General features: G+C 42.2%; 9 protein-coding genes. 6 read left to right on the forward strand and 3 right to left on the reverse strand.

Features of this window, described 5'->3' with window-relative positions:
* The first annotated feature begins 86 nt into the window (after window positions 1-86).
* The 5 genes from tig to F995_RS14165 all read left to right on the forward strand — a co-directional run bounded on the left by tig (window position 87) and on the right by F995_RS14165 (window position 5,869).
* Window positions 87-1,418 (forward strand): trigger factor, encoded by a 1,332-nt coding sequence (tig, locus tag F995_RS14145; RefSeq protein WP_004647426.1) that lies wholly within the window; start codon window positions 87-89, stop codon window positions 1,416-1,418.
* 194 nt (window positions 1,419-1,612) lie between these two features.
* Window positions 1,613-2,218 carry an ATP-dependent Clp endopeptidase proteolytic subunit ClpP gene (gene clpP, locus F995_RS14150; protein ID WP_004647427.1) on the forward strand — a complete coding sequence of 202 codons (606 nt, stop codon included), beginning with the start codon at window positions 1,613-1,615 and terminating at the stop codon, window positions 2,216-2,218.
* Window positions 2,219-2,247: 29 nt separating this feature from the next.
* Complete coding sequence (clpX, locus tag F995_RS14155) at window positions 2,248-3,558, forward strand: ATP-dependent protease ATP-binding subunit ClpX (protein WP_004278407.1); 1,311 nt, start codon at window positions 2,248-2,250, stop codon at window positions 3,556-3,558.
* Between the two features lie 170 nt (window positions 3,559-3,728).
* Window positions 3,729-4,445 carry a DUF2846 domain-containing protein gene (locus F995_RS14160; protein ID WP_004647428.1) on the forward strand — a complete coding sequence of 239 codons (717 nt, stop codon included), beginning with the start codon at window positions 3,729-3,731 and terminating at the stop codon, window positions 4,443-4,445.
* A 119-nt stretch (window positions 4,446-4,564) separates the two neighbouring features.
* Window positions 4,565-5,869, forward strand: a complete 1,305-nt coding sequence (locus tag F995_RS14165) for an IS4 family transposase (protein WP_004282307.1) — start codon at window positions 4,565-4,567, stop codon at window positions 5,867-5,869.
* A gap of 47 nt (window positions 5,870-5,916) precedes the next feature.
* Here F995_RS14165 and F995_RS14170 read toward each other — a convergent pair whose 3' ends face one another.
* Entirely contained in the window at window positions 5,917-7,443 is a 1,527-nt protein-coding gene (locus tag F995_RS14170; protein WP_004278405.1) for a fumarate hydratase, read from the reverse strand.
* A gap of 735 nt (window positions 7,444-8,178) precedes the next feature.
* On the opposite strand from F995_RS14170, the gene F995_RS14175 reads away from it, so the two are divergent.
* Window positions 8,179-8,418: a DUF2171 domain-containing protein gene (locus F995_RS14175; protein WP_004278404.1), complete on the forward strand. Its 240-nt coding sequence runs from the start codon at window positions 8,179-8,181 to the stop codon at window positions 8,416-8,418.
* Between the two features lie 231 nt (window positions 8,419-8,649).
* Here F995_RS14175 and pta read toward each other — a convergent pair whose 3' ends face one another.
* Window positions 8,650-10,788, reverse strand: a complete 2,139-nt coding sequence (pta, locus tag F995_RS14180; protein WP_004278403.1) for a phosphate acetyltransferase — start codon at window positions 10,786-10,788, stop codon at window positions 8,650-8,652.
* 31 nt (window positions 10,789-10,819) lie between these two features.
* A complete protein-coding gene (locus F995_RS14185) occupies window positions 10,820-11,995 on the reverse strand; it encodes an acetate/propionate family kinase (RefSeq protein WP_004278402.1) in 1,176 nt (391 codons plus the stop codon).
* Window positions 11,996-12,404 lie beyond the last annotated feature (409 nt).

Consider the following 12,404-nt stretch of genomic DNA (forward strand, 5'->3'; position numbering starts at 1 on the left):
GCGTATTTTTTGTATATCCTTAAATGTTGTCATATAATGTGGCACATTTTTATAAACCTGTTATAACCTAATATATAGAGGAAGCCATGCAAGTAACTTCTGAAGCGGTTTCGGGCGTTGCCCGTCGTTTAAATGTTTCTGTACCGACGAGCCGTATTAATGAGCAATTTGAAGCTCGTTTAAAGCGCACTGCTAAAACTGCGAAGATCAACGGCTTCCGTCCAGGTAAAGTGCCTGTAAACGTAGTTCGTCGTGAATACGGCGCGGGTATCTACCAAGAAGTAGTAAACGATATTATTCGTGACACAGTTTTCGAAGCGATCCAGCAAGAAAAAATCAATGCTGTGGGCATGCCAAACATCGAAAAAACTGAAATGAAAGACGACGCGCTGGTATATACAGCGACTGTTGAAGTTTATCCAGAAATCGAAGTGAAATTCGACGGTTTGGAAGTTGAGCGTAAAGCAGCTGAAGTAAATGACAAAGACGTTGAGAAGATGATTGAAAATCTTCAAAAACAACGTGCTGCTTGGGCTGAAACAAAAGGCATGGCTAAAAAAGACATGCAAGTAACTTTTGATTTTGAAGGTTCAATCGACGGCGAAAAATTTGAAGGCGGTTCTGCAGAAGACTTCAAACTAGTACTTGGTTCTGGTCGTATGATCCCTGGCTTCGAAGACGGTATCGTTGGTATGAAGAAAGGCGAAGAGAAAGTGATTGATGTAACTTTCCCTGAAGACTACCAAGCTGAAAACCTTGCTGGTAAACAAGCTCAATTCAAAATCACTGTGAAGCTTGTTGAAAAGCAAAAACTTCCAGAAATCGATGCTGAATTCCTGAAAATCTTCGGTGTATCTGAAGAAGAAGGCGTTGAGAAGTTAAAAGCTGACGTTCGTAAAAACATGGAACGTGAAGTGAAGAATGGCCTTCGCAACCAGGTTAAAGGCGCGACTTTCGATGCACTTGTAGCTGCAAACGAAGTTGAACTTCCAGCTGCTATGCTTGCTCAAGAAATTGACCGTCAACGTCAACAAATGATCCAGCAGTTCACACAGCAGTTTGGTGCTCAAGGTGCGAAAGCATTTGATTCAAGCATGCTTCCAGACGAATTGTTCAAAGAACAAGCTGAAAAATCTGTAAAACTTGGCGTACTTGTAAGCCGTGTTTTAGCTGATGCGAAAATTGAAGTAGATGCTGCACGCGTTGAAGCGTACATCGAAGACATGGCTTCTTCTTATGAAGATCCAAACGAAGTAATTGAATACTTCAAAAACGATGCGCAACAACGTGCCCAAATCGAAGCAGTTGTACTAGAAGACCAAGTTGTTGATTACATTTTGGCTTCTGCTAAAGTAACTGATGCGACTGTAAGCTATGAAGACTTATTGAAAGAGCAGCAAGCTCGTCAACAAGGCTAATTTAGCTTTCGATAAAAAAGGCGCTTAATGCGCCTTTTTTTCATATTGATGCCTGAAAAAAGCATTTCTGTTTTTCACAAAACTAATGCAAAAAATATAATGGATTTGTTGGCGAATTTTTTGCAATTTCAGTGATTATCCCTCATATTGTGATTATGGGTTAGGTCACAAAAAATTTAGGAATAAATAAACGTATGTATGTTCCAACGATTGAAAACGCTTTAGTGCCAATGGTGGTAGAACAATCCTCTCGTGGTGAGCGTTCTTTTGATATTTATTCACGCCTTTTGCGTGAACGTGTAATTTTTATGACGGGCGAAGTTGAAGACAACATGGCGAACCTGATCGTTGCGCAAATGTTGTTTTTAGAGGCGGAAAATCCAGATAAAGATATTCATCTATATATCAATTCACCAGGCGGTTCGGTAACTGCGGGTATGGCGATTTATGACACCATGCAGTTTATCAAACCTGATGTCGTAACGTACTGCATGGGTCAGGCAGCATCAATGGGTGCGTTCCTGCTGAATGCCGGTACCAAAGGCAAGCGTTATTGCCTTGAAAATGCCCGTGTCATGATTCACCAGCCATTGGGTGGTTTCCGTGGTCAGGCTTCAGATATTGAAATTCATGCACGTGAAATCCTGTTTATTAAAGAACGTTTAAACCGTTTAATGGCTGAACACAGCGGTCAGGATTACGAGAAAGTTGCACGTGATACAGACCGTGACAACTTTATGACTGCTCAGCAAGCGAAAGAATACGGTCTTGTGGACGAAGTTTTAACTAAACGTCCATAAGTTTTAAAGATTGAGATAGTGGAGTAAATATGTCCGAACATCCTCAAGGACAAAAGCATTGTTCATTTTGCGGTAAAACGCAGTCTGAAGTCGGGAAGCTGATTGCAGGCGAGGACGCATACATTTGTAACGAATGTGTGGACGTATGCTTAGATTTGGTTCAAACCAGTCAGCAGGTGGAAACCAATGACTGGGCCAATCGACCTTTGCCGAAACCGCATGAAATTCGTGCGGCCTTGGATCAATATGTGATTGGTCAGGACGTCGCGAAAAAAACCTTGTCAGTTGCGGTTTATAACCATTACAAGCGCTTGAAAGTGCAAAATAATGGCAAGAAAGCTGATGATTCAGTCGAGCTTTCAAAAAGTAATATTATGTTGGTTGGTCCGACAGGATCGGGCAAAACCTTGCTTGCACAAACGCTGGCACGTCTTCTTGATGTTCCATTTGCCATGGCAGATGCAACGACACTGACCGAAGCCGGTTATGTGGGTGAAGATGTAGAAAACATCGTACAGAAGCTACTGCAAAAAGCCGATTACGATGTCGAAAAAGCGCAAAAGGGCATTATCTATATCGACGAGATCGACAAGATTACCCGCAAGTCTGAAAACCCATCCATCACGCGTGATGTATCGGGTGAAGGTGTTCAGCAAGCATTATTGAAAATGATTGAAGGTACGGTTGCATCAATTCCGCCACAAGGTGGACGTAAGCATCCGCAGCAAGAATTCATTCAGATTGATACCTCGAACATCCTGTTTATCTGTGGTGGTGCATTCTCAGGACTTGAGAAAATTGTACAGCAACGTCAGGAAAAAGGTGGCATCGGCTTTACTGCAGAAGTGCGTAAAAAAGATGAAACCAAGAAGCTGTCTGACTTGTTCCGTCAAGTTGAAGCAACTGATCTGGTAAAATTTGGTTTGATTCCAGAATTTATTGGTCGTTTGCCAGTAATTGCCACTTTGGACGAGTTGGATGAAGAAGCACTGATGCAGATTCTGACTGAGCCGAAGAACGCCTTGACCCGTCAGTATCAACATCTGTTTGATATGGAAGATGTGGATCTGGTCTTTGAAGAATCGGCATTACGTGCAGTGGCTAAGAAAGCAGTTGAGCGTAATACAGGCGCGCGTGGTCTACGTTCAATTCTTGAAAATTCATTGCTGGAAACCATGTATGACTTGCCAAGCCGTAGCGATGTCGGCACTGTCGTCATCAATGAAGCTGTGATTAAAGGTGAGGCAGAGCCGGAATACCGTGCTGAGCGTCAGCCACATGATCAGCAAGAGACAGCGACAAAAATAGATTTAAAGGTGGTAAATAGCAAATCTGCTTAATTGCTATTCGTCCGAAACGTGCGAAAACTCCGTGTTTTCGCACGTTTTTTATTTCCAAAAATAAAGCTCGGTGTTAATCTGATTCACTAGGCGTGGATGCCTAAAACTTATAAAAAACAAATCGCAAAGCACTTGCATACAAAAGAATAAAGACGCAGTGAGGGATAAGCATGCGTGGAGTCGCAATTGTACTCATCAGCAGTTTGGCATTGCTGGGGTGTCATGGTAAGAAAGCCGTGGTTGAGCCTACACAGCCACTCAGCACTTTAAAAAATATCGATCTTGAAAAAAAACCGGGCTTCGTCGAGCAGCATCGTATTGGCATGTTCACCATTGGCGGTTGGGTCAATCAAAAGCAGGGCAACCGTTTTCAGACCGTAAAAGCGCAGCATGATGAAGCCGCCATCGTGTATTTATACCGGCCCGATTCTAAATGGAATCGTCAGGAAATTGTCGCTGCCAGCCTGTTTATCAATCAAGAACATATTCCAAGCTTATTGCACAACCATTATTACTGGATTGAACTGCCTGCCGGAACTTATCGGTTGAGTACCAGTCGACCGCTAGGAGCGCTGCATTTCCAGAAGCCGAAATATCTGGATTTTACTGTCGAAGCGGGACAGTCTTATTTTATTAAATATGATGAAGAGAATATCAGTACACGCCGGAGTGTTTCAGGGCCACTCATGCTGATGCCGGAAAAAGTTGGTCTGAACGAAATTGCTTTTACTCAGCTAAAATCAGACAGTTTTAACTTTGTGGCACAAGATCAGGAAACAGGCCAGATTCGTAAAAAAGCCCAAAAAATTGAACCGACTGCTTATGATCCATCATTAGATGTACAGCTAAAAGCACCTTTTAAACTTTGGGATCCACGGACTTGGTAATTTGGACATTTCTTTAAGCAAACACAATAAAAAAGCACCCATTCAGGGTAATGCCAGTCAGTTAAGCAAAAAAAGTTAAAATGCTGTAAAAAGAGCGTATGTAAATACGCTCTTTTTTTATGAATTTATCTCAGAATCTAGATTTAACATTAAAACAAACCCTACCTTCACTTTCACAATTCAGTGAATTGATTGATTTAAACTGGATTGAAGATTGCTTAGACCAAACAGGTAAAGCATCAATTCGAAAAAGAAAACTGCCTGCTGAACATGTTGTTTGGCTGGTAATCGGACTTGCTCTATTTCGAAATCAACCGATTTGGTATGTGGTTCAACAATTGCAACTTGTTTTCGGTACGGCAGAATACTGTGTACCGAGTGCATCCGTACAAGCAAGACAACGCTTAGGCTTAGAACCCATGAGTGCTTTATTTTCGACATTAAGTCAGGCATGGTTTAAAGACTCACAACAACAATATAGCAACTTTCACGGTCTATGCGTTTGTGCTGTAGATGGTGTGGTTTGGTCTATGCCTCATACAGAAGAAAACTTTAAGCACTTTGGTTCATCCAAAGGCAAAACAGCAGCTGCACCTTACCCACAAGTTAGAGCGACTTGCCTGGTGAATACCAATACCCATGAAATGATTGATGCCCAAATGGGTAGTATGGATCAAGGTGAATTAACCTTAGCCAGTCAATTAAAAGCACCAGTTCGCAGTATTACCCTATTTGATCGTGCTTACTTCTCTGCTGATTTTTTAGTGAGCTGGCAATCTCAGGCAGAAGAGAGTCATTGGTTGATGCGAGCAAAGGACAACCTGCGTTATGAAGTGATTCATCATAATGCGGCCCATGACTTTCAGATCAAAATGCCTGTTTCAGCAAGAGCAAAAAAGATAAATCCGTCATTGGGTGACTATTGGGAAGCACGTTTAATTGAAGTTGAATATGCAGGAAAAATAAGACGTTACATTACATCATTAACAGATTCTAAAGTTTATCCATTCAAAGACCTTGCAATGCTTTATATCCAGCGTTGGGAAATAGAAATGTGTTATCGGGAAATTAAAAGTGATTTACAGGATGCAAGGATTTTAAGAAGCAAACAACCTGATTTGGTCTATCAAGAATTGTGGGGGGTATTTATTGCATATAATATCTTAAGAAGACAGATGAGGTTTATCGCTGAACATGCAAAGGTGAGTCCTTTAAGGATCAGTTTCCATATTGCATCTATGAGTATTATCAATATCTTAAGGCACACACCTTTAGAATCAGCAGGAAACCTACCCAAACATTTAGCGCAATTATTTGAACAATCTAAAATATTTGTATTACCTGAAAAAAGGCAAAGGCAATGTCCGCGAGTAGTGAAAATTAAAGCACAAAAATATCCAAGAAAATGCCAGTCAATTTCTTAACTGACTGGCATTACCCATTCAGGGTGCTTTTTTTCTTGCAGTAAAAATTAGCCCGCAGCAGCGTCAACTACTGGAATCTTACCAATTTTTGCTTGCCAGATTTTAGGTGCAGTCGCGTGAATAGAAGTACCATTCACATCAACTGCTACCGATACCGGCATATCTTTTACCACAAACTTGTAGATCGCTTCCATGCCTAGGTCAGCAAAGGCAACCACTTCAGCTTCACGGATGGCTTTAGATACTAAGTAAGCAGCACCACCGACAGCCATAAGGTAAGTCGCCTGGTTATCTTTAATTGCTTCAACGGCAGCAGGACCACGGTCTGCTTTACCGATCATGCCGAACATGCCAGTTGCTTCAAGAACTTGACGCGTAAATTTATCCATACGCGTAGCCGTTGTTGGACCTGCAGGACCAACTACTTCATCACCGACTGGATCGACTGGACCTACGTAGTAGATAAACTTGCCTTTCAGATCAACAGGAAGTTCTTCACCGTTGTTCAGCATGTCGACCATACGTTTGTGTGCAGCATCACGACCTGTATAGATTGTACCGTTAAGAAGAAGTGTATCGCCTGGTTTCCAGCTATTCATTTCTTCTTGGGTAATCGTGTCAAGGTCAACACGTTTAGAAGATGAAGAATCCCAAGTCACAGCAGGGTAGTCTTCAAGTTTAGGTGCTTGAATATGTGCAACACCTGTACCATCTAACTGGAAGTGTGCATGACGAGTCGCAGCACAGTTCGGGATCATACCAACTGGTTTACCTGCAGCATGACATGGATAATCTTTGATTTTAATATCAAGTACAGTGGTTAAACCGCCAAGACCTTGTGCACCAATACCCAAAGCATTTACTTTTTCGAAGATTTCGATACGAAGCTCTTCCATTTTGCTTTGTGGACCACGACGAAGCAATTCGTCCATGTTGATCTCTTCCATCAATGCTTCTTTGGCAAGCATCATGGCTTTTTCAGCAGTACCACCGATCCCGATTCCCAGCATACCTGGTGGACACCAGCCTGCACCCATGGTTGGAACAGTTTTCAGTACCCAATCCACGATTGAATCAGATGGGTTTAACATTGCTAGTTTAGATTTGTTTTCTGAACCGCCACCTTTGGCTGCCACAGTGATATCTACTTTATTACCAGGCACAAGCTTGTGGTAAATCACGGCAGGAGTGTTGTCTTTGGTGTTCTTACGACCAAATGCAGGATCAGCCAGAACTGATGCGCGAAGCACGTTCGAGTTTTCTAAATAACCCTGACGTACGCCTTCATTGATTGCATCATCCAGGCTCATGGTTAAATCGAATTTAACGTCCATGCCCACTTCAACAAATACGTTGACGATACCGGTATCTTGACAGATTGGGCGGTGGCCTTCTGCACACATGCGTGAGTTAATTAAGATTTGTGCGATCGCATCTTTAGCAGCTTTGTTCTCTTCACGATCATACGCACGGCTCATCGCTTGGATAAAGTCTTGTGGATGATAATAAGAAATGAACTGAAGCGCATCTTTAACTGATGTGATCAAGTCATCTTGCTTGATAATAGTTGTCATACAAATATCTCTTGAGCGGGCTGATAGCTAGCGGGCTAAATTATAAGACAAAAGAATCAGGTTGTGGGCATTTTGGGCGAGCATTGGCCGAAAGTTTATAGTTTAAGCAATCTGAGCAAGGACTTTAGCTATTCCATGGGTCAAATATGACAGCAAGTTGTCATATTCAGTGTCATATTTCAGATTAAAAATACGCATAATTTTGCTTATTCCGTTTTAAGTAATTGAATTTTATTAATTATTTTAAATCTAATAAAAAACCAGATTGTCATATAACTGTCATAAAACTTTTACATAATGCAGCTATTGAAACGGGAGATCCTAACAATGGTTACAGGTATTTTGATGGCAGCTGGTTTTTGTGTATATATCGCTGCAACTTGGATGTACGGTCAGAAAGAAGATCAAGCCTAAGCTTTATCTTCTTTTTTATTTTAAGACCTCAAAGAATTAACCTATCTTCAAATCTTCAAATCTTCAAATCTTCAAATCTTCAAATCTTCAAATCTTCAAATCTTCAAATCTTCAAATCTTCAAATCTTCAAATCTTCAAATCCAGTTATAAAAATATTTGAAAACTCAAATTTAAAAAGTATCTTGCCTATAGCTTACTCAAGCCATGTTGCCCATTTACATTTTTAACCCAGAAAAACTCAAAGCCTGAAAACCCTTACACATGCGGCATTTTTTATTGCTTAGACTGTTTCTCTCAACTTCTAGAAACAGGCAAGTAGAATGAACAATTTTAATGCAAGTGATATTAAAGAACATGCTTCAGTCATTGCTTCATGTGGTACTCAAGTCGGGAAGGTAGACCATTTAGAAGGTCAGGATTCAATTAAATTAACAAGAAGTGATGATGAAAATAATGAGCATCATCTGATTCCCTTGAGTTGGGTAAGTGAAATCAAAGACAATAGCGTGGTGCTCAATAAAACGGCGGAAGACGTGCATAAAGAGTGGACCACCTTATAAAAAACTAAAGTCAGTGGACTGAAAAACAGGGCTGCCTCAGCTTAATTTTTTATGTCACAGACTTTATGGGCAATCGTTGAAAATGCCAGTTCGAAAGACTGGCATTTTTATTGTTTATTAAAACGAGATAATGATCGCGTGCTGAATTTATTGAAGCTATGAGTGTTTTTTTATAAAAAAACCACCTGATTTTTCAATCAGATGGTTTGGAAAACTTAAATTCAAGAAGTATTAAGCTTCTTGCTGCTCGGCCTGAATCGCGGTTAAGGCAATGGTAAACACGATGTCATCGACCAAGGCACCACGCGACAGGTCATTGACCGGCTTATTCAAGCCTTGCAGCATTGGCCCGACACTGACTACATTGGCAGCACGTTGTACCGCTTTATAGGTCGTGTTACCGGTATTCAGATCCGGGAAAATAAATACATTGGCACGTCCAGCCACTTGTGAATCAGGTGCCTTTTGGCGCCCCACGCTTTCCACCGATGCTGCATCATATTGTAATGGCCCATCAATCAACAGGTCAGGACGACGTTCTTTGGCAATGCGTGTAGCTTCCGCGACTTTTTCCACATCTGCACCTGTACCAGATGTCCCTGTTGAATAACTGATCATGGCGATGCGTGGGTCAAGACCAAAGGCTTTGGCTGAGTCTGCGGATTGAATCGCAATTTCGGCAAGCTGTTCCGCATTTGGATCAGGGTTGATCGCACAGTCACCATAGACACACACTTCATCAGGCAATAGCATAAAGAAAATCGATGATACCAGTGAGTAATTCGGTGCGGTCTTAATGAGTTGAAATGCAGGTCGCACCGTATTGGCTGTGGTATGAATCGCTCCCGAAACCAGACCATCTACCTGATCCAAGGCCAACATCATGGTGCCAAGTACAACAGTATCTTGCAATTGTGCTTTGGCTTGCAACGCATCCAGCTTGCCTCTGCGTAACTCAACCATTGGCTCGATATATTGATCACGGATAGTGTCTGGGTCAATAATCTGTAGATCAGCAGGGAGCTGAATCCCACGTGCCTTGGCAACCTCGGCAACAGACTCTGGTTTTGCCAAAAGGATACATTGGGCAATGCCACGTGTCTGGCAAATCACGGCAGCCTGTACAGTACGTGGTTCATCACCCTCTGGGAGTACAATACGTTTTTTCGCTGCAATCGCTTTCTGTACCAGCTCATAACGGAAAGCTGATGGAGAGAGGCGAGGATGTAGGTTGTTCTGAGTATGTTGATCCAGCCAGTTATTGTCAATATGACTTGAAACAAAACGGGTAACCTGCTCAGCGCGTTCAATATCATCAATTGGAATTTCATTGCCAAAACGATTTAAGCGTTGTGCTGTTTCAAGTGTATCAAGTGAAGTATGCAGAATTGGCAAACCTTGCTTAATTGCACTTTGGCAAAACTCTAAAACATTGTCTGAGGGTGGCGCCTGTTCAGTTAAAACCAATCCTGCCAATGGTGTACCATTGCTACTGGCGAGACTGGCTGCAAGCAGGGTGTCGGTACGCTGTGAGGCACTGATGATCAGCTCACCCGCAATAAACTTGTGCAGTTCAGATTCAATATTTGAGGCAATCAGGCTGGTATGTAAAATACGGCGCTGTTTTGCTTCGCCCTGATGCAGCCATGTCCCCTCAACAATTGCTGCAATATCCAAACTACGTGGCACACTCAGGATATTGCTGAATGGAACCAGACCGATAATTGGCAATTCATCTGTTCCCATAAAGCGGTTATAGCGTTGCAGCTCTAATGAAAATTCGGCAATTTGCTGGTCCAGACGTAGGCTTGGGTCAAGTGTGACAGGAATTTCAGCCGTGCCGTCTGGAAGCCCCTTGGTTCGCATGAACAGAACCCCTGTAGTGCGGGGTGAGGCTGCGCCGCCAAACTGACGTAGATGGGCATCGACTTTTTCTGCTGTCTTGCGTGGATCAGCAAGATCGGCGGTACTGACCAAAACCACCTGGGCATCCAGCGCCTGCGCAAGCGCAGCATTGATTTCACTGGCAAAATGGTCTTGTCCATTGGGAACAAGGCCCTCGACAATAATTACATCATGATCAACCGCAATCTGGCGATGCAATGCAACCGCCTCTTCAAGCAGTTCATCTGTCTCACCTAATGCAATCAGTTGAGTCAATCTTTCATAAGTAATCGGTTCAACCGAACGACGATGGAATAGATGACGATATAGGGTGGTAGTGCGGTCAACCGTCGTATCTGCAATTTGTGAAAATGGCTTGAGGAACCCCGCATTAATTCCTTTACAGTCCAGTGCGTAAATCATGCCTAAACAGGCAGAGGTTAAACCAACACCCTCACCTGTAGGAATCAGTAAAATTGTATTCATAATGACCTTGGTATTATCTAAATATGATTGTTTAAGCTATTTGTGCAAGCACCTGACGGGTCTCTTTGGCGATACGACCTTCTTCATCAGTTGGAATCACCCAGATTTGTGGGCCTGTACCTGAATCAATTCGGCCTTCGGTACCGCGTTTCAGCTCATTATTGGCATTTTTATCCAGACTGAAACCGAAATGAGGCAGGTAAGTCATGGTTTTTTCGCGGATATACGCTGAGTTTTCGCCAATGCCGCCAGTGAAGAACAGACCATCAAGACGTGGCAGACCACAGCTCAACGCTGCCAGAGACTTAGCTAAACGGTAGCAGAATACTTCAATCGCCAGTGCGGCATCTTCATTGCCTTGCTCTGAAGCTTCAATCAGGGTACGCATGTCATTCGACAGGTCAGACAGACCCAAAAGACCACTTTGGCTATTCAGCATCTTGTCAATTTTATAAATGTCCCAACCCAGGTTTTTCGCCAAGAAACTATGCAGGCTTGGATCGACATCACCACTGCGTGTGCCCATAACAATGCCTTCAAGCGGAGTTAAGCCCATTGAAGTATCTACACTTTGCCCATTCCAAACGGCACAGGTCGAGCTACCATTACCTAAATGCGCAGTTAACCAGCCACCTTGTTTGAAACTACCTGCCAGTTCAGAACCACGTTCTGAAACATAGGCATGACTAGTCCCGTGGAAGCCATAGCGACGCACACCATGAGCAGTATATAAAAATTTCGGCAGGGCATAACGATAAGCATGCGCTGGCATGGTTTGATGGAAGGCAGTATCAAATACTGCAACTTGTGGTAATTCCGGGAATAAACGTTTGGTAGCTTCAATGCCAATCAGATGAGCCGGATTGTGTAATGGTGCAAGCGGTGTTGCTTCACGAATTTTTTCAATAATTTCGTCATTGATCAGTTCAGCCTTGGTCAGGCTGCCACCATGTACGACACGGTGACCGATCGCATCCGGACGGTAGTTGGCCAGACGTTCCAGACCCACTTCGAGTGCTTTTTTGTGGTCAGCAAATGGAATGTGGATATCGACCGGCTCATTGCCAACCGTCACGCCTTTAATGCGAGCATTCTCTGTGCCTAAGTTCTCAGCTAAACCATGAATACGGAAATTCTGCTCCTCAAGAAGTAATGCAAATTTGATTGAAGAAGAGCCACAATTAATAACTAATACTGACTTAGACACGATTGATTACCCAATTTTTAATTAAAATTCTCGTCCATTTGCTTGACCCAATTGCGAACAATGAAGCAGCAATCCAGATCAATGAATATGTTTTAACATTTGTTTTTTTTCTGTCCTAGATAGACTTTAGCAGATTAGACTTAAGCATTATCGACCGATTTAACAATAATAACTAAAATTTATCAGTTCATAGTTTTCATTTATAAATAAAATGATGCTAAAGAGATGATCAATAAGAATACTAAATTCTGCTTAAATTTAATTTTAGAACAAATTGGTTTTTAGTTTAGCGCCTGAAAAGGCAAATATTGTTTCTAAATACAATTCTATAAAGAGATTCATCAATAAAATGACCTGAAGGTTCTGATCCATGTATTTCAGTGTGAATTTATCTGTCCATAAAAAAACA

The organism is Acinetobacter sp. CIP A162, assembly GCF_000367905.1.
Taxonomy (GTDB): domain Bacteria; phylum Pseudomonadota; class Gammaproteobacteria; order Pseudomonadales; family Moraxellaceae; genus Acinetobacter; species Acinetobacter lwoffii.

Bases quoted from the DNA above. Each gene is read 5' to 3' on its own strand.
- F995_RS14165 (WP_004282307.1), top strand. From the start codon at position 4,565: ATGAATTTATCTCAGAATCTAGATTTAACATTAAAACAAACCCTACCT.
- F995_RS14170 (WP_004278405.1), bottom strand. From the start codon at position 7,443: ATGACAACTATTATCAAGCAAGATGACTTGATCACATCAGTTAAAGAT.
- clpP (WP_004647427.1), top strand. From the start codon at position 1,613: ATGTATGTTCCAACGATTGAAAACGCTTTAGTGCCAATGGTGGTAGAA.
- F995_RS14160 (WP_004647428.1), top strand. From the start codon at position 3,729: ATGCGTGGAGTCGCAATTGTACTCATCAGCAGTTTGGCATTGCTGGGG.
- pta (WP_004278403.1), bottom strand. From the start codon at position 10,788: ATGAATACAATTTTACTGATTCCTACAGGTGAGGGTGTTGGTTTAACC.
- clpX (WP_004278407.1), top strand. From the start codon at position 2,248: ATGTCCGAACATCCTCAAGGACAAAAGCATTGTTCATTTTGCGGTAAA.
- F995_RS14175 (WP_004278404.1), top strand. From the start codon at position 8,179: ATGAACAATTTTAATGCAAGTGATATTAAAGAACATGCTTCAGTCATT.
- tig (WP_004647426.1), top strand. From the start codon at position 87: ATGCAAGTAACTTCTGAAGCGGTTTCGGGCGTTGCCCGTCGTTTAAAT.